Here is a 21,244-nt window from a genome sequence, read left to right as displayed (position 1 = left end):
GGCAACTCCTTTGGCACCGGTCGGGGTCATTTCAGCCATCCTACCCGGGCGATTCCGCCCCTCACCGGGTATTCGGAGCACTCCCACCCTCGGTAAGCTCGTTCCTCGTGCATGCCATCGGAATCGACATCGGCGGAACCAAGATCGCGGGAGCTGTGGTCTCCGAGACCGGCGAGATCCTCGTCGAGGAGCGGGTCGCCACCCAGGCCGGTGATTCTGAGGCGATCATCGACGCCGTCGTCGGGATGATCGAGCGCCTCGCCCTCGGCCGCGCGGTCACCGCCGCCGGGGTCGCCGCGCCCGGGTTCATCGACGCGAAGCAGTCCACCGTCTACTACACGCCGAACATCAACTGGCGAAACGAGCCCCTGCGCGAGCGCCTCCTTCAGCGGCTCAACCTCGACATCACGATCGACAACGACGCCAACGCCGCCGGCTGGGCCGAGTATCGCTTCGGCGCCGGCCGCAACCTCAACGACATGACGATGCTCACCATCGGCACGGGCGTCGGGGGAGCCATCGTGAGCCAGGGCCGGCTGTTCCGCGGCGGATTCGGCACCGGCGCCGAGCTCGGCCACCTTCGCGTCGTGCCCGACGGTCTGCCCTGCGGCTGCGGCGCGCGGGGCTGCATCGAGCAGTACGGCTCGGGGCGCGCCCTTCTGCGCATGGCCAACGAGATCGCCGACGTGGGCGGTATCGGCCTCGCCCTGGCCGACGCGCGCCGCGAGCACGGCGAGCTCGACGGCGCGATCGTCGGCACCCTGATCGCCGCGAACGACCCGGGAGCAGTCCACGCCCTCGAGCAGCTCGGGCACTGGCTCGGCCAGGCGTGCGCCTCGCTGAGCGCCGTGCTCGACCCGGAGGTCTTCGTCTTCGGCGGGGGAGTGTCGATCGCCGGCGATCTGCTGCTCGACCCGATCCGCGAGTCCTACCGTCAGAACGTGCCGGCGCGGGGCTACCACCCCGAGCCCGACTTCGTGATCGCCGAGCTCGTCAACAACGCCGGGGTCGTCGGTGCTGCCGACCTCGCCCGCATCCACGCCCAACAGAGTTAAGCTAGAGATTTCCCGGCCGGAGGTAGCGCGATGTTCTACTGGTTCATGAAGAACCTCGTGGCGGGCCCGTTGCTCAAGACGGTGTTCCGGCCCTGGGTGACCGGCCTCGACAACATCCCGAAGACCGGCGGCGTCATCCTGGCGAGCAACCACCTGTCGTTCATCGACTCGATATTCCTGCCGCTGCTCATCGACCGCCGCATCTACTTCCTCGCGAAGAGCGACTACTTCACCGGCAAGGGCCTCAAGAACTGGGCGGTCAAGCACTTCCTGCTCGGCACCGGGATGCTCCCCATCGACCGTTCGGGCGGCAAGGCCTCCGAGGCATCCCTCAACACGGGCCTCGACGTCGTGGCGAAGGGGAACGTCCTCGGCATCTACCCCGAGGGCACCCGGAGCCCCGACGGCAAGATGTACCGCGGCCGCACCGGCGTCGCGCGCATGATCCTCGAGGGCCACGTCCCGGTGGTCCCGGTCGCGATGGTCGACACCGAGAAGGTCATGCCCATCGGCAGCAAGCTCCCCAAGGTCCGCCGCATCGGCGTCATCTTCGGCGAGCCGCTCGACTTCTCGCGGTTCGAGGGGCTCGAGGGCGACAGGTTCATCCTGCGCGCGATCACCGACGAGATCATGTACGAGCTGAGCCGCATCAGCGGCCAGGAATACGTGGACGTCTATGCGAGCTCGGTGAAGGACAAGATGGGTTCCCGGAGCCGGTAGCCTAGAACTTCCTGCCCGCACAGCAAGCACCAAAGGAACTCCCTCGTGGTTGACCCGTCCGAACCCGTTGTCGATGCCGATCCCGAAGTGATCGCCGGTCTCGACTATTGGCGGACCCTTCCCATCAAGCAGCAGCCCGACTGGCCGGATGCGGACGCCGTGGGCGCCGCGTCCGCGAAGATCGCGACCCTCCCGCCGCTCATCTTCGCCGGCGAGGCCGACGTGCTGCGCGACCGCCTGGCGAAGGCGGCCCGGGGTGAGGCGTTCCTGCTCCAGGGCGGCGACTGCGCGGAGACGTTCGCGGGCACCAACGCTCAGAACATCCGCGACCGCGTCAAGACGATCCTCCAGATGGCGGTCGTGCTCACCTACGGCGCCTCGAAGCCCATCATCAAGATGGGCCGCATGGCCGGTCAGTTCGCGAAGCCGCGGTCGAGCGACACCGAGACCCGCGGAGACGTCACTCTGCCCGCGTACCGCGGCGACATCGTGAACGGCTACGACTTCACCCCGGAGTCCCGCGAGGCGGACCCGTCGAGGCTCGTCGAGGGCTACCACGCCGCGGCATCCACCCTCAATCTCGTCCGTGCTTTCACGCAGGGCGGTTTCGCCGACCTGCGCCAGGTGCACTCGTGGAACAAGGGCTTCGCGGCCAACCCCGCGAACCACCGCTACGAGAAGGTCGCCGGCGAGATCGACAAGGCCATCAAGTTCATGGAGGCCGCCGGCGCGGACTTCGACGAGCTCAAGCGCGTCGAGTTCTACTCGAGCCACGAGGGCCTGCTCATGGACTACGAGCGCCCTATGACGCGCATCGACTCGCGCACCGGCACGCCGTACAACACGAGCGCGCACTTCCTCTGGATCGGGGAGCGCACCCGCGACCTCGACGGCGCCCACATGGACTACTTCTCCCGCGTGCGGAACCCCATCGGCGTGAAGCTGGGGCCGTCGACCACGCCGGAGACGCTCAAGGGCATCATCGACAAGCTCGACCCGAACCGCGAGCCCGGCCGCCTGACCTTCATCACGCGCATGGGCGCCGGGAAGGTGCGCGACGCGCTGCCGCCGTTGCTCGAGGCGATCAAGGGCATGGACGCCACGCCCCTGTGGGTCAGCGACCCGATGCACGGCAACGGGCTCACCACCCCCAACGGCTACAAGACGCGACGGTTCGACGATGTCGTGGACGAGGTCAAGGGATTCTTCGAGGCGCACCGCGCCGCGGGAACCTACCCGGGCGGCATCCACATCGAGCTCACCGGCGACGACGTCACCGAGTGCCTCGGCGGCTCCGAGCAGATCGACGAGGCGACCCTCGCGACGCGCTACGAGTCGCTGTGCGACCCGCGGCTCAACCACATGCAGTCGCTTGAGCTCGCGTTCCTCGTGGCGGAGGAGCTCACGGCGTTCTAACGTCAGTGCCCTGCGCCATGCTCTGCGCATGAGCGATTTCGATTTCCTGTACGGCGAGTGGACTGTTCACAACCGGCGGCTGCGCGAGCTGTTCGCCGGTAGTGACGAGTGGTACGAGTTCGAGGCCACGTCGTGGGCGCAGCCGCTCCTCGGCGGAGTCGGCAATGTCGATGAGATGGACTGCCCGAGCGAGGGCTTCTCCGGTGCCACGATCCGGCTGCAGGACCAGCAGACGGGCGAGTGGTCGATCTACTGGGCTGACAGCACGACGGGGCGCCTCTTCCCGCCGGTGGCCGGCAGGTTCGAGAGCGGCGTCGGGCATTTCTACGGGGATGACACGCACGAGGGCAACCCCATCCGTGCCCATTTCACGTGGTCCGACATCACGCCGGCGTCGGCGCGCTGGCAGCAGGAGTTCTCGGCTGACGGGGGTCAGACGTGGGAATGCAACTGGGTGATGGAGTTCACGAGGAGAAGCTGACCTTCACGGTGCTGCCCTTGTCGGCGGTGGTACCGCCGTCGGGGCTGAGTTTGGAGACGGTGAAGAACTGCGGTCCCGCGTCCGCGAAGATGTTGTAGTCGAGCTGGAAGCCTGCGTCGAGCAGCTTCTGCTTCGCGGTGTCCCAGGTCTCGCCGACGACATCCGGGATCTCGACTTGCTCGATGCCCATCGACGTGATGATGTCCACCGTGTCGCCCACGCGGACCGGACCGCTGCCGTCGCCGATCTGCAGTTTGATGGCGTTGCCCTCGGGAACGTCGTCGTCGTAGACCTCCTCGCGAACGGCACCGGCCTCGAGCCCCGCTGCCTCGAGGGCCGCGGTCGCGTCGTCGACGGACATGCCCTTCACGTCCGGAAGCGGGCCCGCGGAGACGACGAGCGTGACGGGCTGCAGCTCGCCGTACGTCGCGACGCCGGTAAGGGAGGTCCCGTCGGCCGCGAGTGCGTCGATGACGGTGCCCGACGCGATCTCGGGGTCGAACTGCCGGATCGTCGGATCCGCAAGAGTGAACGGGGCGGACGTAATCGCGTCCTTCGCCTGGTCCTCGGTCATGCCCGCGAAGACCGGAACGGTGATCAGTTTCGGGCCGGTCGAGATCAGCAGCTGGACCGTGCCTCCGTGCGCGACGAACGAGCCCACCGCGGGATCGGTGTCGGCGACGAGGCCGACGGCGATGGTGGGGGAGTCGGTCTCCCCGTTCTTCGGATTCAGCTCCAGGCCCAGGGCCGTGAGGGCTTTTGTGGCATCCTCGACCGACATGCCCGCGATGTCCTTCGGGATCTCGACCTTGGAACCGGGTCCTACGCCGAAGTACCAGCCCAGCGTCGCCGCGATGGCGACGAGCAGGGCGACGACCCCCGCGAGGATCCAGCCCCGGCCGCGCTTCTTCCGAGTGCGGGCCGCGAGGGCTGCCGCGTTGTCCGGGACCGCGACGGTGCCCTGGCCGCCGCGAGGGCGCAGCGGTCCGATCACCTGCGTCTCCGCGGTGGCGCTCGGGTGGGGCGCCGGCGTGGCCGTGGGCATCACCATAGTGCGCTGGGCGGACGTCGCCGCGCTGGAGGGGAGGGAGGTCATGAGGGCGCTGTGCGTCTCGTACAGCTGATCGAGCATCGCGCGCGCGTCGCGCGGGCGGTCCTCGGGGTCGCGCTCCGTGGCCCAGGCCACGAGGTCGTCGAGCTCCGCCGGGACCCGCGGGTTCTTGCGGCTCGGCGCGGGCACGGCGTCGTTGGCGTGCTGGTACGCGATCTGCATGGGCTGGTCGCCCTTGAAGGGCTGCTCGCCGACGAGCATCTCGTACATCATGATGCCGACGGCGTAGATGTCGCTGCGGGTGTCCGCGATGCCGCGCGTCACCAGCTCCGGCGAGAGGTAGGCGATCGTACCGAGCAGGGCTGCGCCCGTGGCGGTCTGCGAGCTCGCCGCACGGGCGAGGCCGAAGTCGCCGATCTTGATACGCCCGTCGTCGGCCAGCAGCACGTTCTCCGGCTTGAGGTCGCGGTGCACGATGCCGGCCTTGTGGGCGGCGGCCAGGCCGGCGAGCACCGCCTCCATGATGTCCAGGGTCTGCTCGGTCGTGAGCACCTTGTGCTCCTGCAGGAGGTCGCGGAGCGTGATGCCGGGCAGGTATTCCATCACCAGGTACGCCATGTCGCTGTCCTGGCCCTGGTCGAAGACGTTGACCACGTTCGGGTGTGCGAGGCGGGCGGCGGAGCGGGCCTCCTGGATGAAGCGCTCCTTGAACTTGCTGTCGTCGGCGAGGTGCCCGTGCATGACCTTGATCGCGACGCGGCGCTCGAGCCGGAGGTCGGTGGCGAGGTACACCGTCGCCATCCCGCCGCGAGCGATGCGGGAGCGGATCTGGTACCGGCCGTCGAGAAGACGCCCGATCATGGGATCCGTGCTGTTGACGCTCACCACCCGAGTCTAAAGTTCGAGCCTGTGCGGATGCCGCCGGGACACGGCTCGGCGGCATACCTGCTTGGCGGGGATCAGAGCTCCGCCAGCCACCCTCGAGCTGCAGACTCCCACTTGGCGTAGGCGTCGGGGTAGGCCGAGATCTGCACGCGCTGAGCGGCCTCGGTGAGCGGCATCGACTCCCAGCCCGAGATGTCGAGCAGGCCGCGGGTGTAGCCGGAGCGGCCCTCGTAGAAGAGATGAGCGGCGGTGGCGGGGTCGGTGAGCTCCTCGACCGTGCCCCAGCCGGAGCTCGGCCGCTGCTGGAAGAGGCCGACCGAGTCGCGGTCGCCCCAGGAGAGGTTGCGCAGGCTCGACTCCTGCATCGCGGTCGCGAGCGCGATGACGATGCCGTAGTCGGAGACCCCGAGGTCGCGGCCCACCTGCACGATAACCGCGGCATTCGCCCGCATCTCGTCGTTCATGGTGCTGCCGGAGGTGGAAGCGGCGGCAGGGGCGACCGTGCCGCCGCCGGGGATGGTCAGGGTGTGGCCCGTGTAGATGACGCTCGACCAGTCAAGGCCGTTCGCGTCGAAAAGGGCCTGGGTGGTGATCCCGAAGCGGGCGGCGATGGTGCTCACCGTGTCGCCCGAGACGATCGTGTAGGTGGTCGTGACCACCGGCGCGGGGGCCGGTGCCTCGACGGGCGCGGGGGGAGCCACGACCTCGGGGGTCTCGGCCACCGGCGCGACGGCCTCCTCGATCGGCGCCGTGAAGACCACGGGCACGATAGCTTCGGCCTCGGGCGTTCCCGGGCCGACGAGACCAGGAATGGCGATCGTCTGACCGGGGTAGATGATGCTCGACCAGCCGAGCCCGTTGGCGGTGAGGACGGAGAGGGTGGAGACGCCGAACCGCTCCGCGATGGCGCTGATGGTGTCGCCCGCGACGATCGTGTACCGGCCGCTGGGCGTCGCGTCGGGCGTCGGCTCGACCGAGGGGACCGCGCCGGACGCGGAGAGCTTGAGCTCCTGGCCGGGGAAGATGATCGACGACCAGCCCAGCCCGTTGAGGGCGAGCACAGACGCAGTCGACAGGCCGAACTGCCCGGCAATGCTGCTCACCGTGTCGCCCGGGGCGACCCGGTACAGGGCCGGCGCGGGGGCTACCGCGGCGCGCGCCGCGGTAGTGATGGCGGAGCTCGCGGCGGTGACGGCCTCACGCAGCGTCTTGCCGAGCTCGAAGTTGTTGCCGCGGGGCTTCGGGAGCGGCCGCGCCTCGACGGCGCTCACCGGCCCGGTCAGGCCCATGGCGGCCATGGATCCGGCAAGAATCACGGAGCCCGTCGCGAACGCGCCCTTGGCCATCCGGCTGCGCGACGCCAGGCTGCGAGCTGGTTCTTCCGGCTCGACGGGAAGGCGCGGAGCGAGCCCCGCGAACACCGATCGAGCGACGCCTTGGGCGTCATCCACGTACTTGTCCATGATCTTCCGTTCTCTCCCCACCCCGAGAAGGTCGATGCGCCCGCAGGGACGGCATCGCTACCACCGTGACACACCTGTTATGCAGTGTCAACCAATGTGATTATTGTTGATTGAATTTACCTGCCGGAAACATTCAGGTTCCGGAGGCGTCACCGACTGTTTGCCGGAGCCCGTGGCACGCTTATGCTGTGACCGAAACGCCCGCCATCGACTGGCTCACGATTCCCGACCTCACTGAGATGCTCGGGCTCAAGGTGAGCCAGGTCCGCCGACTCATCGAGGACCGCTCCCTGCTCGCGAGCCGCATCGACGGGGTGTGGAAGGTCCCGGCGCCGTTCATCGTGGACGGCGAGCCGATGCACGAGCTCCGCGGAACGATCATCCTGCTCGGCGACAGCGGCTTCAGTGATGACGAGGCTATGAACTGGCTTCTCGCGCCCGAGGAGAGCCTGGGCGTCTCTCCGATCGACGCGCTCAAGGCGGGCCGCAAGGCAGAGGTGCGTCGAGTCGCGCAGTCGCTCGCGTTCTAGGACGACGAGCTCTCGAGGCCGATGAGCCTCAGTACGCCCGACGCGTCACCGTGTCGGCGAGTTCGAGCAGCTGCGCCCGGGCCGATGCGGCGAGCGGGGCATCCCGGAGCGCCTCTTTGGCCAGGGCGACGTTGCGGTCGATCATCCGCTCGACCTCGTCGACCGCCCCGCACTCGCGCAGGGTGTTGCGCATGATGTCGACCTGCTGGGCGTCGAGGTCGGGGTCGCCGAGCAGTTCGTCCATGAGCGTGCGCGCCTGGCTCGACAGGTGCTGGCGAGCGAGCGCGATGAGCACCGTCCGCTTGCCCTCGCGGAGGTCGTCGCCGGCGGGCTTGCCCGTCACCGCGGGGTCGCCGAACACGCCGAGCAGGTCGTCGCGCAGCTGGTAGGCGATGCCGAGGGGCAGGCCGAAGGCGCGCAGGGCCGTGAGCTGCTCGATGCTGGCCCCGCCCAGCGCGGCGCCGATGGCGAGCGGCGCCTCGACGCTGTACTTCGCGGACTTGTAGACGATCACGCGATGTGCTCGGCTCAGGGCCTCCGACTCGGGATGCTGCGTCCAGGCGCTCTCTTCCAGGATGTCGAGGTACTGCCCGGCCGTGACCTCCGTGCGCATCCGGGTGAACTCGGCTCGGCCCGCGCGGCCGGCGGACCGCTCGGCGAGACGCGACGTGCCCGCGTCGAAGAGCTCGTCGCTCCAGCCCAGGAGCAGGTCGCCGAGCAGCAGCGCCGACGAGAGTCCGAACTGCGCTGCGTCGCCGGTCCAGCCCTCGTCGGCGTGCATCGCCTCGAAGCGCCGGTGGGCGGCGAGGGCGCCCCGGCGGGTGTCGGACCTGTCCATGATGTCGTCGTGGACGAGCGCTGCGGCGTGGAACACCTCGAGCGCGGAGGCCGCCAGCACGATGCCGGGGAGGTCTGAGGAGACCGAGTCATCCGGAAGCGGGTCGAAGCCCTGCGGAACGCCGCTCGCCGACTGCCACCCCCAGTAGAGGAAGAGGGCCCTGAAGCGCTTCCCGCCGGCGAGGAAGGAGGCTGCGAGATCGGTGAAGCGCACCAGCTCGGGCGCAATGGCGCCGAATTCGGTCGCGCGCTCGGCGAGGAAGTCGTCGATTCCCAGTTGAACGAGGTCAACTAACCGGTTACTCTCAGCCACCCTTCTAGCCTAGCTACCGCGGCGGGGCGTACTATGAAGGTTCAAGCGTCGATCCCGAGGGACGAGGGGAACAGGATGCCACTTTCTGAGCAGGAGCAGCGCCTCCTGGAAGAGATGGAGCGCAGCCTCTATCAGAACGATGCTGACTTCGTTGCGACAGTCAATCCTCGCCGGGGCCGGCCGAACTACACGGTGCTCGTCGTCGGCGTGCTGATCGCGCTGCTCGGCATCGCCACCCTCGTCGCCGGCGTGATCATCCGCCAGCCGCTCGTGGGCGTTCTCGGCTTCGCGATCATGTTCGTGGGCGTCCTGCTCGCGGTAGCGCCGCCGCGGAGCACCCGGTCGCGCACGTCGGGCTCGTTCCCCGCGCAGGACATTCCCCGCGCCTCGGGCAAGCCGCGCTCCAACTCCTTCATGCAGGGTCTCAACGACCGCTGGGACCGCCGCCAGGACGGCCGGGACTAAGCACTTCCTGCACCTCTTTTAGGGGCCAGCCTTCGGGCTGGCCCCTTTTTTGCGTTCTTTTGGGGCAAGTTGCTCCACTTCCCTCCACCCTCGCGATCCGCATGATTCCGGGGCACTCGGGGTACAAAGCTGCGATTTTGCGGCCAATTTCTAGGATTGGTGGTGGAAAGTGGAGTAAAGTGGGGGATACCTGATCCGGGCCGGAGAATGAGGGGAGGCATCCGTGTTCCTTGGCACCTATGCCCCCAAGCTCGACGACAAGGGGCGCGTCATCCTCCCGGCGAAGTTCCGGGAGGAGCTCTCGAGCGGCCTCGTCGTCACGCGCGGCCAGGAGCGCTGCCTCTACGTCTTCAGCCAGCGCGAGTTCGAGGAGATCCACGGCAAGATCCGCCAGGCCTCGATCACGAGCAAGCAGAACCGCGACTTCCTCCGCCTCTTCCTCTCCGGCGCCAACCAGGAGGTCCCCGACAACCAGAACCGCGTGACGATCCCCGCGAACCTGCGTGAGTACGCCGGCCTCGGCAAGGACCTCACCGTCATCGGCGCGGGCAACCGTGCGGAGATCTGGGACACCGAGGCGTGGAACACCTACTACGAGAGCGCCGAGTCCGACTTCGTGAACACCACGGAGGAGGTGATCCCGGGCCTCTTCTGACTCCTCGACGCTGACTCCCAGCCGTACGCCCTGGCTTTCTTCCCCGATGCCAGGTCGCACCGGATGGGGATCAGCACCGAGGATGCAGCGCCCTGCACCCATGGCAGACAACAACCAGATCCACACCTCCGTGATGCTCGAGCGCACCATCGAGCTCCTGGCTCCCGCACTCGACCACCAGGGCGCCGTCCTCGTGGACGGCACCCTGGGGATGGGCGGCCACGCCGAGGCGTTCCTCGGCCGATTCCCCCGACTCTCGCTCATCGGCATCGACCGCGACCCGGATGCCCTCGCCATCGCCCGCGAGCGACTGGCGCCGTTCGGCGACCGGGTGAGGTTCGCCCACGCGGTCAACGACGAGATCACGCGCGTGCTCGCCGACTTCGGCGTCCCGCGCGTCTCGGGAGTGCTCTTCGACCTCGGCGTCTCGTCACTGCAGCTCGACCGCGTCGAGCGCGGGTTCTCGTACTCCAAGGACGCCCCGCTCGACATGCGCATGGATGCCACGAGCGAGCGCACGGCGGCCCTGATCCTGGCCACCTACAGCGAGCACGAGCTGCGCCGCATCTTCTACGAGTACGGCGACGAGAAGCTCGCCCCGCGGTACGCGAGCCGTATCGTCCAGCGCCGCGAGGACGAGCCGCTCGAGACGTCCGCGCAACTCGTCGACCTGATCATCGCCGCGACCCCGGCCGCCGCTCAGCGGGCGGGCCACCCGGCGAAGCGGGTGTTCCAGGCCCTCCGCATCGAGGTCAACCAGGAGCTGGCCGTGATCGAGCGCGCCGTCCCGGACGCCGTCGACGCGCTCGAGGTGCACGGGCGCATGGTCGTCCTTTCCTTCCAGTCACTGGAGGACCGCATCGTGAAGCGGGTGTTCCAGGCGCGCTCCACGTCGACCGCGCCCCGCGGCCTCCCGGTCGAGCTCCCCGAGCACAAGCCTGAGCTCAGGCTGCTCGTGCGCGGCGCCGAGCAGGCTTCCGAAGAGGAGCGCGCGGCCAACCCGCGGGCGACTTCAGTGCGCCTGCGCGCGGTCGAGCGGCTGAGGGACGTCGCATGAGCAACCTCGCCTACGCGCCGCGCCGCGAGCGCCCGGTCCCGCTCGACGACCCGCGCCAGCACCCCCGCCACATCGAGATCGTGGCCACGCGCGCCCAGCGCCGTGCGCGCCCGAAGCTCGCGTACGCCGTCGTGACAATCGCCAGCCTCTTCACGATCTTCGCCGCCCAACTTCTGCTCAGCATCGTCGTCTCGGACGGCGCCTACCAGGTGTCCGCCCTGCAGGACGAGCAGAAGGACCTGCTGCGCACCGAGGACGCGCTGACGGAGAAGCTCAACGTGCTCGACTCCACCCAGAACCTCAGCGCGCAGGCCGCGCACCTGGGCATGGTGCCCAACAGCGCGCCGTACGCGATCGACCTCGGCACGGGGCGGGTCTACGGCCTCCCCGGTAGCGCCGACCCGGCCGGATGCGGCGGGAAGTGCAACCTGATCACCAACTCGCAGCTCGCCGGCGTCCAGATGGTCGATCCGAACGCGCCCGCGACGACGACGGGACACGCCGACGGGGCTGCCGCGCCGCCCGCCGCCGCCACGCAGACTGAACAGGCGCCCGTGGACTCGATCCCCGCGCCCGTGACCCACTAGACGACAGCAGCGGAGACAGGCATGAGAACGCGACGCAGCCGGGCGCGCATCTCCCTTGCAGTAGTCGGGGTGTTCCTCGTCATCGTGGTCTTCGTGGTGCGGCTCGTCGACATCCAGATCGTGCGGGCCGACGAGCTGAACGCCGAGTCGCAGGACAAGCGCGCCCGCACCCTGGTGACCTACGGCACGCGCGGCGACATCGTCGACACCAACGGGGCCGTGCTCGCCGACAGCGTGCTGCGCTACGACATCATCGCCTCGCCGAAGGTAGCGCTGAGCCGCAAGGATGCCGCGACCTCCGTACCCGATGCGCTCGGCCGGATCGCCGCTCTGACGGGGCAGGACCCGGCCGCGATGTACACCGCGTTCGCCTCAGACCCCGCCTCCGACTTCGCCTACATCGTCAAGAGCGTGACCCTGGACATGTACCAGAAGATCGACGCGCTCGGCATCTCGTGGGTGATGGCGACACGCCACCCCGAGCGCACCTACCCGAACGGCCAGATCGCCGGCAACCTCGTGGGGTTCACGAACGTGGACGGCGCGCAGGCCGGTCTCGAGCTCAGCGAGGACGACTGCCTCGCGAGCACGAACGGCACCGCCACCTACGAGAGCGCCGAGGACGGCACGCAGCTGCCCGGCAGCGTCGTGACGACCCAGGAGACCAAGGACGGCGGGACGCTCAGGCTCACCATCGACCGCGATCTGCAGTTCTACGTGCAGGAGCGCATGCAGCAGGCGGCGAGCGACCTCGGTGCGACGTGGGCGACAGCCGTCGTCATCCGTATCAAGGACGGGCATCTCATGTCGGTCGCGGACTGGCCGACCATCGATCCCAACACGGTGCACGACGGTCCGACCGGGCAGGCGACGGGATCTCGTGCGTTCAGCACGCCGTACGAGCCCGGCTCGACTATCAAGGCGCTGACCGCGGCATCCCTCGTCGATGCGGGAGTGGCGAATCCCGAATCGGGAGTCGTCGTGCCCTACAGCCTCGAGCAGCCCGACGGCAGTTCGATCCACGACGCGTTCTACCACGACACCGAGAACCTGACCCTCGCCGGTGCGCTCGTCGAGTCGTCGAACGTGGCGGTCTCCAAGTTCTCCGACCTGCTGCCGGCACCGCAGCGCCACGACTACATGGCCGCGTTCGGACTGGGGGAGAAGACCGAGGTCGGCTTCCTCGGCGAGTCCGCGGGCGACCTGCCCGACGCCGACCAGTGGTTCGGCCGCAGCAACTACTCGGTGCAGTACGGCCAGGGCATCTCCGCGACGTCGGTGCAGGTCGCGAGCATCTTCCAGACCATCGGCAACGGCGGGCTCCGGATGCCCGTCACCCTGGTCGAGGGCTGCGAGTGGCCCGACGGAACCGTGACCGACACCCCGCCCACGGAGGGCCGGCAGGTCATCAAGGAGGACACGGCCCACCAGACCGTCGCGATGATGGAGCAGGTCGCGAACAAGAGCGGCTCCGCCCCGAACCTGCAGATCCCGGGCTACCGCACGGCGGTCAAGAGCGGCACGGCCGAGGTCGCTGAGAACGGCGAGTACGGCGACAAGGTGGTCATCTCCTACGCCGGAGTCGCCCCGGCCGACAACCCCCAGTACGCCGTGGTCGTGACCGCGGGCATCCCCGATAGTGTGTACTCGGGCCTCATCGCCCCGGTATGGCGCGATGTCATGGCCCAGACGCTCACCACTTTCCGGGTCCCGCCGTCGACCTCGTCGGCTCCGGACCTGCCCGTCTACTGGTGAGCTGACGCGGCACTCTCACACCCAGGAGCACGACAGCGTGATCGAACTCAGCATCGCCGATATGGCGCGCGCGATCGGCGGCAGGCTCGTCGGGACCCCGGATGCCGCGGCAGCCGTGGTCTCGGGCGACGTGCACACCGACTCCCGGAGCGTCACCCCCGGCGACGTGTTCTTCGCCCTGCCGGGGGAGACCACGGACGGGCACCTGTTCGCCCCCGCCGCCGTGGCGAACGGCGCGGCCCTCCTCGTCGTCGAGCGCGAGCTCGACACCGCGGTGCCGCAGCTCGTCGTCCCGGACGGCGTCGTGGCTCTCTCCGATCTTGCGCGCGAGGTCGTGGCGCGCGTCCGGGCCGGCGGTCAGCTGAAGGTTGTCGCCGTAACCGGCTCGAACGGCAAGACCACCACCAAGAACATGATGCGGGCGATCTTCGGCGCAGAGGGCAAGACCGTCGCACCGACGGGCTCGTTCAACAACGAGGTCGGAGCGCCGATCTCCATGCTCGGCATCGAGCACGACACTCGATTCCTGGTCGTCGAGATGGGTGCTGACGGCGTCGGCGACATCGCCAAGCTCGTCTCCGTCGCCAAGCCCGATGTCGGGATCGTCCTCACCGTGGGCCTCGCGCACATCGGCAAGTTCGGCTCGGCCGATGCGATCGAGCAGGCCAAGGGCGAGATGGTCGACGACCTTCGGGCAGACGCTGTGGCGGTGCTCAACCGCGACGACCCCCGCGTAGTCCGGATGGCGCAGCGCACGAGCGCGGCAGTGCAGTGGTTCGGCCTGTCCGATGCGGCGGACGTGCGCGCGGAGGACATCGAGGCCACGGCCTCCGGCACCGCCTTCACCGTCGTCGCGGACGGGGAGCGCACCCCGGTGCAGCTCAGGATCCTGGGCGAGCACCACGCCATGAACGCCCTCGCGGCCATCACCGCCGCACGGGCCCTCGGTGTGCCGGTCGTCCGTTCGGCTGCGGCCCTCGAGCAGCTCGTCCGCGCCGAGCGATGGCGCATGGAGGTGCTCGAGCGGCCGGACGGCATCGTCATCATCAACGACGCCTACAACGCCAGCCCCGACTCGACGGCCGCCGCCCTCAAGACTCTGGCGCAGATCACGCGCGGCGACGCGCACCGCTCCATCGCCGTGCTGGGCGAGATGGCCGAGCTCGGAGACTTCGCCGACGACGAGCACGACCGCATCGGGCGGCTCGTCGTGCGCCTCAACGTGCGGCAGCTCATCGTCGTGGGCCACAACGCGCGGCACATCCACAACGCCGCGGGCCTCGAGGGGTCGTGGGACGGGGAGTCGGTGCTCGTGGACACCCCTGAGGAGGCATACGATTTGCTGAGTGACCGAATGCGCGAAGGGGATGTCGTTCTCGTGAAATCCTCCAAGTCGGCCGGGCTCAGGCTCCTCGGCGACCGCCTCGCAGGGGTCGCCTCGTGATCGCCCTCCTCGTCGCCGGCGGGTTCTCCCTCGCGTTCACCCTCTTCCTCACGCCGCTCTTCATCAAGCTGTTCAAGCGCCTCAAGTGGGGCCAGTTCATCCGCGACGACGGCCCGGAGTCGCACCACACCAAGCGCGGCACGCCCACGATGGGCGGCATCATCTTCATCCTGGGCGCGACCATCGGCTACGTCGTGGGCCATCTTGTCGGCGGCACGGACATGACCCTCGTCGGCGTCCTGGTGATCTTCCTCATGGGCGGCATGGGCCTTGTCGGCTTCATCGACGACTTCCTCAAGACGCGCAAGCAGCGCAGCCTCGGGCTCGGCGGCTGGCAGAAGATCGCCGGGCAGGTGATCGTCGCTGCGGTGTTCGCGGTGATCGCGCTGAGCTTTCCCGATGAGCACAACCTCACGCCGGCCTCGACAATCATCGACGGGGTGCGCCACACGTACATCTCGGGCGTTCGTGACATCACCTGGTTGGACTTCGCGAGTTTCGGGCTCATCGGCGGCGGGATCATCTTCGCGATCTGGACCACGCTCATCATCGTCAGCGCGTCGAACGGTGTGAACGTGGCCGACGGCCTCGACGGCCTGGCCACGGGAGCCTCGATCTTCGCTATCTCGGCCTACATCTTCATCGGCTTCTGGCAGAACAACCAGGCGTGCTACAGCGACCGCTTGCAAGTCGAAGACAAGCTGTACTGCTACACGGTGCGCGACCCCCTGGACCTCGCGGTGATCGCCGCCGCCATCGCCGGTGCTCTCATCGGCTTCCTCTGGTACAACACCTCGCCCGCCCAGATCTTCATGGGCGACACCGGCTCGCTCGGCCTCGGCGGTGCGCTGGCCGCGCTGGCGATCCTGTCGCGCACCGAGCTGCTGCTGGTTCTCATCGGAGGCCTGTTCCTCATCGTCACCGGCTCGGTGATCCTGCAGCGCGGGTACTTCAAGCTCACGAAGTGGCGGTTCGGCCAGGGCAGGCGGATCTTCCTCATGAGCCCCTTGCAGCACCACTTCGAGCTGAAGGGCTGGGCGGAGATCACCATCGTCGTGCGGTTCTGGCTCATCGCCGCGCTGTTCGTCGCCGTCGGGGTCGGCATCTTCTACCTCGAGTGGGTAACGCGCTGACCGTGCGAGATCTGGACGCTCTGACCAGCTGGCACGCCGACTGGCGCGGGCTGCGAGTCGTCGTGCTCGGGCTCGGTGTCACCGGATTCTCCGTCGCCGACACTCTCGCGGAGCTCGGCGCCACGGTTCTCGTCGTCGCCACGGGGGCCACCGAGGAGCGCACCGCGATGCTCGAGGTCATCGGGGCATCCCTGGTACTGCAGCCGGATGCCGACGTGGTGCCGCCGAGCGTCGAGGCCTTCGCCCCCGAGCTCGTCATCGCCTCCCCGGGCTACCCGCTCGACCACTCACTGCTGCGGTGGGCCCAGGCCCGGAGCGTTCCCGTCTGGGGCGATATCGAGCTCGCCTGGCGCGTGCGGGACAAGCTCGGCGACCCCGCCGACTGGATCGCCGTCACGGGCACCAACGGCAAGACCACGACGGTGCAGCTCGTCACCCACCTGCTCGCGTCGAGCGGGTTGCGCGCGGCGGCCGTGGGCAACATCGGCGTCCCGGTACTGGACGCGATCCGCTACCCGGCGGGCTTCGACGTCTTCGTCGTCGAGCTCTCGAGCTTCCAGCTGCACTGGATGCCGCGCACCGGCCCGGGCGCGATCGCCCCCGCCGCGAGTGCCGTGCTCAACATCGCGGACGACCACCTCGACTTCCACGGCTCGCGCGAGGCGTACGCCGAGGCGAAGGGCACCGTCTACTGGAACACTCGGCTCGCGTGCGTCTACAACCGCGCGGACGAGGCGACCATGCACCTCGTCGAGGAGGCAGAGGTGCAGGAGGGCTGCCGCGCGATCAGCTTCGGCCTCGACACCCCGGGCCCGAGCGACCTCGGGATGGTCGGGGACATCATCGTCGACCGGGCGTTCCTGCCGGACCGGCACAAGGCTGCTCTGGAGCTCACGACGCACGGCGAGCTCGCCGAGGCGGGGCTGGCGAGCCCGCACATGGTGGCGAACGTCCTCGCGGCCGCGGCGCTCGTCCGCGCGGTCGGGATGAACGCCGAGAGCGTGCGCTCCGGGCTCGCAACCTTCCGTGTCGACCACCACCGCACCGAGACGGTGGCCGAGGCATCCGGTGTCACCTGGGTCGACGACTCGAAAGCGACGAACCCGCACGCGGCGGACGCAGCGTTGAAGTCGTTCCCTTCCGTGGTGTGGATCGTGGGCGGCCTGCTCAAGGGCGTCGACATCGCGCCCCTCGTGCAGCAGCACGCTCGGCGGCTCAAGGGAGCCGTCGTCATCGGGGTTAACCGTCAACCTGTGGTTGAAGCATTTGGGCGACACGCCCCGGAAGTCCCGCTCATCGAAGTCGACGCGACGGACACTGGCGAGGTGATGCCGCACGCGGTGCGGGTCGCCGGGGGAATGGCGTCTCAGGGGGACACCGTGCTCATGGCGCCGGCCGCGGCATCCATGGACCAATTCACCGACTATGCGGACCGGGGCGATCGATTCGCCAGAGCCGTCGAAGAGTACTTGGGAGGGGCAGGCAGTGACCTCGACGCGCACCCCTCCGACCCAGGCCCAGCGGGCGAGGGCGGCGCAGCAGGCTAAGGCCGCGCAGGCGAGGGCGGCGAGGGCCGTGCCCCCGCAGCCCCGCGCGACCCGTGCGGGTGCGCCGCAGCAAGCGCGGGACCCGCGGCCGGCCGTGGCCGTCATCCCGGTCCGCAAGCTGTTCTCGGCCGCCCAGACCAACTACTTCCTGCTGCTGGGTGTGACGCTCTTCCTCGTCATCTTCGGCCTCGTGATGGTGCTGTCGTCGTCGACCATCGAGTCGTTCAACGACGACGAGGGCTTCTTCGGGAGGTTCGTGCGCCAGGGGCTGTTCGCAGTGGTGGGAATCCCGCTCATGCTCCTCGCATCGCGCATGCCGCCGACGTTCTGGAAGCGCTGGGCGTGGCCGGCACTGCTGTTCGGCGGCGCGCTTCAGATGCTCGTCTTCGTGCCCGGCATCGGCCTGGGCTACGGCGGGAACAACAACTGGATCCGGGTGGGCAGCTTCACGGCCCAGCCCTCCGAGTTCGTCAAGATCGCGCTCATCGTCTGGGTCGCGTGGGTGCTGACGACCAAGCAGGATCTGCTTGCCGACTGGAAGCACGTCGCGCTTCCGATCGCCCCGGTCGCCGGTCTTGCCATCCTGCTCGTGCTCGTGGGCAACGACCTCGGCACGGCGTCGGTGATGCTCATCATCGTGCTCGGCTGCTTGTTCTTCGCCGGGGTGCGGATCAAGTTCCTCGCGGTGGCGGTCACCGGCCTCGCGCTCGTGGCGACGATGTTCGCGATGACGAGCTCGTCGCGCACCGAGCGCATCTCCGCCTGGCTCAACGGCTGCACCGCCGATGACTACTCCGGCTACTGCTGGCAGCCCGAGCACGCGAACTGGGCCCTCGCGGCGGGCGGCCTGTTCGGCAAGGGGCTGGGCAACTCGGTGGCCAAGTGGAACTGGCTGCCCGAGGCATCCAGTGACTACATCTTCGCCATCATCGGCGAGGAGCTCGGCCTGATCGGCGCCGTGGTCGTGCTCGCCCTGTTCGTGGTGCTGACCATCGCGTTCGTGCGTATCATCCGCACCACGCGCGACACCTTCGCCCGCATCACGACGGCGGGCGTCATGGTGTGGGTCATCGGCCAGGCCTTCGTGAACATCGCGGTGGTGCTGGGCGTCCTCCCGGTGCTCGGCGTGCCGCTCCCGCTCATCTCCGCGGGCGGCTCCGCGCTCATTGCGACGCTGCTCGGGATCGGGGTGGTGCTGTCGTTCGCGCGCACCAGCTCGGCCGATCCGGTGGACGAGGTCGTGCAGTCGCCCGCCGAGCGATCGCGCCTTCTCGCCGAACAGCGGGTACGCTCGCGCGCATGACCACGTACCTCCTGGCGGGCGGCGGCACCGCCGGCCACGTCAACCCCCTGCTCGCCGTGGCCGACCGCCTCCGAGAGCGCCACCCGGATGCCACCGTGCTCGTGCTCGGCACCAAGGAAGGGCTTGAGGCGCGCCTCGTACCCGACCGCGGCTACGAGCTGCTCACGATCGACAGGGTGCCGCTGCCGCGCCGGCCCAATCGCGCGGCCCTGCAGTTCCCGTCCCGCCTCCGCGGCACGATCGACGCCGTGCGCGCCATCATCCGCGACCGTGGCGTCGACGTGGTCGTGGGCTTCGGCGGCTACGTCGCCGCACCCGCGTACCTCGCAGCTCGGGCCGAGCACGTGCCGTACGCCATCCACGAGGCGAACGCGCGGCCGGGCATTGCCAACCGGCTCGGGGCGCGGTTCACGCGGTTCGTCGGCACAGCCTTCCCGGGCACCCGGATCCGCGGCGGCCAGGTCGTGGGCATGCCGCTGCGGCGCGAGATCGAGTCCCTCGACCGCTTCGAGGGCCGCCGCGAGGGCGTGCGGTACTTCGGGCTGGACGACACGAAGCCCACCCTCCTCGTCACGGGCGGCTCCTCGGGGGCGAAGCGCATCAACGACACCGTCTCGCAGTCCGTCACCCGCATCCTCGGCGCGGGCTGGCAGGTGATCCACGTCACGGGCGAGTACCGCGATGCCGTCGCAGACCCCAAGCTTGCGGGATACCTCGTCCTGAAGTACGCGGACCGCATGGACCTCGCCCTCGCCGTGGCCGACCTCTCGCTCTCGCGGGCCGGCACGGCCACCGTCGCCGAACTGTCGGCGCTGGGCATCCCGGCCGTCTTCGTGCCCTACGCGGTCGGCAACGGCGAGCAGCGCTTCAACGCGCGCGGCGCCGTCGAGGCCGGGGGAGCGGTGATCGTCAACGACTCCGCGTTCACTCCCGAATGGGTGGCGGCCGAGCTCGTGCCCCTGCTGCGCAACCGCGCGCGAATCGCCGACATGGCGGCCCGGATCGCGACGGTCGGCACGCTCGACGGCACCGACCGGATGGTCGACCTCATCGACTCGGCCCGCTCCGACGGCCCCGACGGCGCCGCCCGCGTAAAATCGATCCAATGATCAAGCCCGACCTCTCCATGCCCCTGCCCGCCGAGCTCGGCGCCGTGCACTTCGTCGGGATCGGCGGATCCGGCATGAGCGGCATCGCGCGGCTGTTCCTCGCGTCGGGGCACCGCGTGACGGGGTCGGACCGCTCGGAGAACCACAACACGGAGGACCTGCGGGCGCTGGGCGCCACCGTGTCCATCGGCCACGACGCCGCGAACGTGGCCGACGCCGACGCGCTCGTGTACACCGGCGCGCTCTGGCCGGACAACCCCGAGTACCTCGAGGCCGTGCGCAGGGGCATCCCGGTGCTGCACCGCTCCCAGGCGCTCGCCTGGCTCATCAACCGCAAGCGGCTCGTGGCGGTCGCCGGGGCGCACGGCAAGACCACCTCGACCGGCATGGTCGTCACCGGACTTCGCGCGCTCGGGGCCGATCCGAGCTTCGTCAACGGCGGCGTCATCCAGTCCCTGGGCGTGAGCTCGGGCTTCGGCAAGGACGACCTGTTCGTGGTCGAGGCCGACGAGTCCGACGGCTCCTTCCTGCTCTACGACACCGCGGTCGCGCTCGTGACCAACGTCGACGCCGACCACCTCGACCACTACGGCGACCACGACGCGTTCGACGCGGCTTTCGTCGAGTTCGCGAACCGCGCCTCCGAGCTCGTCGTGATCTCGAGCGACGACCCCGGCGCGGTGCGCGTGACATCGGCGCTCACGCACCCCAACGTCATCACCTTCGGCGAGGATGCCGCGGCCGACGTCCGCGTCCACTCCGTCGTCACCGAGGGCCCCGTCTCCTTCGCCCTGTCCTGGCGCGGCGCCGACTACGCCGCCACCCTCCGCGTGCCCGGACACCACAACGCCCTCAACGCGGCCGGCGCGTTCGCCGTCCTCGTCGGGCTCGGGCTCGACCCTCGCGCGGCGCTCGACGGCATCGCGGAGTTCGGCGGCACCGAGCGGCGCTTCGAGCTGCACGGGGTCGTCCGCGGCGTGAGCGTCTACGACGACTACGCCCACCACCCGACCGAGGTGGACGCCGCCCTGCGGGCCGCGCGCAGCGTGGTGGGGAACGGGCGCATCATCGCGGTGCACCAGCCCCACCTGTACAGCCGCACCCAGGCGATGGCCGGGGAGTTCGCCCGCACCTACGAGGGGCTCGCCGACCACACCATCGTCCTCGACGTCTTCGGCGCGCGTGAGGACCCGGTGCCCGGAGTCACCGGCGCACTCGTGGCCGACCGCTTCGAGGACGCGTCGCGGGTGGACTACCTGCCCGACTGGCAGCGGGCCGCTGACCGCGCAGCCGCGATAGCGCGAGACGGCGACATCATCATGACCCTGAGCTGCGGCGACGTCTACCGCATCGTGCCGCAGGTGCTCGCGTCTCTCGGCACGGGCACGGGCACGGGCACGGGCACGGGCACGGGCGCGGGCGAAGGCGACTAAGTCCG

Annotated in this window: 19 protein-coding genes; 16 read left to right on the top strand and 3 right to left on the bottom strand. The window is 69.3% G+C overall.

All coding sequences use genetic code 11. The annotated features are described in order from the left end of the window. Positions 1-107: 107 nt before the first annotated feature. The 4 genes from AC1RTC_RS04685 to AC1RTC_RS04670 are packed head-to-tail and all read left to right on the top strand — an operon-like array spanning position 108 to position 3,672. Positions 108-1,055 carry an ROK family glucokinase gene (locus AC1RTC_RS04685; protein WP_493154314.1) on the top strand — a complete coding sequence of 316 codons (948 nt, stop codon included), beginning with the start codon at positions 108-110 and terminating at the stop codon, positions 1,053-1,055. Positions 1,056-1,085: 30 nt separating this feature from the next. Next, positions 1,086-1,775, top strand: a complete 690-nt coding sequence (locus AC1RTC_RS04680) for a lysophospholipid acyltransferase family protein (RefSeq protein ID WP_493154313.1) — start codon at positions 1,086-1,088, stop codon at positions 1,773-1,775. 45 nt (positions 1,776-1,820) lie between these two features. Next, entirely contained in the window at positions 1,821-3,191 is a 1,371-nt protein-coding gene (locus AC1RTC_RS04675; protein ID WP_493154312.1) for a class II 3-deoxy-7-phosphoheptulonate synthase, read from the top strand. Positions 3,192-3,219: 28 nt separating this feature from the next. Then, positions 3,220-3,672, top strand: coding sequence for a hypothetical protein (locus AC1RTC_RS04670; RefSeq protein ID WP_493154311.1), 453 nt, complete (start codon positions 3,220-3,222; stop codon positions 3,670-3,672). On the opposite strand, the gene pknB is transcribed toward AC1RTC_RS04670, so the two are convergent. Further along, complete coding sequence (gene pknB, locus AC1RTC_RS04665; protein WP_493154310.1) at positions 3,656-5,608, bottom strand: Stk1 family PASTA domain-containing Ser/Thr kinase; 1,953 nt, start codon at positions 5,606-5,608, stop codon at positions 3,656-3,658. The genes AC1RTC_RS04670 and pknB overlap by 17 nt on opposite strands. A 74-nt stretch (positions 5,609-5,682) precedes the next feature. Next, complete coding sequence (locus AC1RTC_RS04660; RefSeq protein WP_493154309.1) at positions 5,683-7,071, bottom strand: LysM peptidoglycan-binding domain-containing protein; 1,389 nt, start codon at positions 7,069-7,071, stop codon at positions 5,683-5,685. A gap of 188 nt (positions 7,072-7,259) precedes the next feature. Between AC1RTC_RS04660 and AC1RTC_RS04655 the strand changes: the two genes are divergently transcribed. After that, positions 7,260-7,601 carry an Rv2175c family DNA-binding protein gene (locus AC1RTC_RS04655; RefSeq protein WP_493154308.1) on the top strand — a complete coding sequence of 114 codons (342 nt, stop codon included), beginning with the start codon at positions 7,260-7,262 and terminating at the stop codon, positions 7,599-7,601. Between the two features lie 28 nt (positions 7,602-7,629). On the opposite strand, the gene AC1RTC_RS04650 is transcribed toward AC1RTC_RS04655, so the two are convergent. Next, positions 7,630-8,751, bottom strand: a complete 1,122-nt coding sequence (locus tag AC1RTC_RS04650) for a polyprenyl synthetase family protein (protein ID WP_493154307.1) — start codon at positions 8,749-8,751, stop codon at positions 7,630-7,632. A 75-nt stretch (positions 8,752-8,826) separates the two neighbouring features. Here AC1RTC_RS04650 and AC1RTC_RS04645 point away from each other — a divergent pair, with 75 nt between their 5' ends. From AC1RTC_RS04645 to murC, 11 genes are all read left to right on the top strand, one after another. Next, positions 8,827-9,216, top strand: coding sequence for an SCO2097 family morphological protein (locus AC1RTC_RS04645; protein WP_493154306.1), 390 nt, complete (start codon positions 8,827-8,829; stop codon positions 9,214-9,216). Positions 9,217-9,439: 223 nt separating this feature from the next. Further along, complete coding sequence (mraZ, locus tag AC1RTC_RS04640) at positions 9,440-9,871, top strand: division/cell wall cluster transcriptional repressor MraZ (RefSeq protein ID WP_493154305.1); 432 nt, start codon at positions 9,440-9,442, stop codon at positions 9,869-9,871. Between the two features lie 100 nt (positions 9,872-9,971). Then, positions 9,972-10,928: a 16S rRNA (cytosine(1402)-N(4))-methyltransferase RsmH gene (gene rsmH, locus AC1RTC_RS04635; RefSeq protein ID WP_493154304.1), complete on the top strand. Its 957-nt coding sequence runs from the start codon at positions 9,972-9,974 to the stop codon at positions 10,926-10,928. Further along, positions 10,925-11,515, top strand: a complete 591-nt coding sequence (ftsL, locus tag AC1RTC_RS04630; protein ID WP_493154303.1) for a cell division protein FtsL — start codon at positions 10,925-10,927, stop codon at positions 11,513-11,515. The genes rsmH and ftsL overlap by 4 nt, the downstream gene beginning before the upstream one ends. A gap of 21 nt (positions 11,516-11,536) precedes the next feature. Continuing rightward, positions 11,537-13,270 carry a peptidoglycan D,D-transpeptidase FtsI family protein gene (locus AC1RTC_RS04625; RefSeq protein WP_493154302.1) on the top strand — a complete coding sequence of 578 codons (1,734 nt, stop codon included), beginning with the start codon at positions 11,537-11,539 and terminating at the stop codon, positions 13,268-13,270. A 37-nt stretch (positions 13,271-13,307) separates the two neighbouring features. Further along, a complete protein-coding gene (locus tag AC1RTC_RS04620) occupies positions 13,308-14,714 on the top strand; it encodes a UDP-N-acetylmuramoyl-tripeptide--D-alanyl-D-alanine ligase (RefSeq protein WP_493154301.1) in 1,407 nt (468 codons plus the stop codon). Next, positions 14,711-15,847, top strand: coding sequence for a phospho-N-acetylmuramoyl-pentapeptide-transferase (mraY, locus tag AC1RTC_RS04615; protein ID WP_493154300.1), 1,137 nt, complete (start codon positions 14,711-14,713; stop codon positions 15,845-15,847). Before AC1RTC_RS04620 ends, mraY begins: the two co-directional genes overlap by 4 nt. A 2-nt stretch (positions 15,848-15,849) precedes the next feature. Continuing rightward, on the top strand, positions 15,850-17,394 hold the full coding sequence (gene murD / locus AC1RTC_RS04610) for a UDP-N-acetylmuramoyl-L-alanine--D-glutamate ligase (RefSeq protein WP_493154299.1): 1,545 nt from the start codon (positions 15,850-15,852) through the stop codon (positions 17,392-17,394). Continuing rightward, positions 17,333-18,697, top strand: a complete 1,365-nt coding sequence (gene ftsW, locus AC1RTC_RS04605; RefSeq protein ID WP_493154298.1) for a putative lipid II flippase FtsW — start codon at positions 17,333-17,335, stop codon at positions 18,695-18,697. The genes murD and ftsW overlap by 62 nt, the downstream gene beginning before the upstream one ends. Continuing rightward, positions 18,694-19,806, top strand: coding sequence for an undecaprenyldiphospho-muramoylpentapeptide beta-N-acetylglucosaminyltransferase (gene murG, locus AC1RTC_RS04600; RefSeq protein WP_493154297.1), 1,113 nt, complete (start codon positions 18,694-18,696; stop codon positions 19,804-19,806). Before ftsW ends, murG begins: the two co-directional genes overlap by 4 nt. Next, entirely contained in the window at positions 19,803-21,239 is a 1,437-nt protein-coding gene (murC, locus tag AC1RTC_RS04595) for a UDP-N-acetylmuramate--L-alanine ligase (RefSeq protein WP_493154296.1), read from the top strand. Before murG ends, murC begins: the two co-directional genes overlap by 4 nt. Positions 21,240-21,244 lie beyond the last annotated feature (5 nt).

The sequence above is a fragment of the Rhodoglobus sp. GW821-FHT12B09 genome (assembly GCF_058809925.1).
Note: the sequence above shows the minus strand (reverse complement) of the source record. Positions and strands in the feature narration are given on the sequence as shown.

Coding starts and splice junctions, on each gene's coding strand:
- AC1RTC_RS04645 (WP_493154306.1), top strand. CDS start 8,827: ATGCCACTTTCTGAGCAGGAGCAGCGCCTCCTGGAAGAGATGGAGCGC.
- AC1RTC_RS04670 (WP_493154311.1), top strand. CDS start 3,220: ATGAGCGATTTCGATTTCCTGTACGGCGAGTGGACTGTTCACAACCGG.
- murC (WP_493154296.1), top strand. CDS start 19,803: ATGATCAAGCCCGACCTCTCCATGCCCCTGCCCGCCGAGCTCGGCGCC.
- murG (WP_493154297.1), top strand. CDS start 18,694: ATGACCACGTACCTCCTGGCGGGCGGCGGCACCGCCGGCCACGTCAAC.
- ftsL (WP_493154303.1), top strand. CDS start 10,925: ATGAGCAACCTCGCCTACGCGCCGCGCCGCGAGCGCCCGGTCCCGCTC.
- AC1RTC_RS04660 (WP_493154309.1), bottom strand. CDS start 7,071: ATGGACAAGTACGTGGATGACGCCCAAGGCGTCGCTCGATCGGTGTTC.
- AC1RTC_RS04625 (WP_493154302.1), top strand. CDS start 11,537: ATGAGAACGCGACGCAGCCGGGCGCGCATCTCCCTTGCAGTAGTCGGG.
- AC1RTC_RS04680 (WP_493154313.1), top strand. CDS start 1,086: ATGTTCTACTGGTTCATGAAGAACCTCGTGGCGGGCCCGTTGCTCAAG.
- rsmH (WP_493154304.1), top strand. CDS start 9,972: ATGGCAGACAACAACCAGATCCACACCTCCGTGATGCTCGAGCGCACC.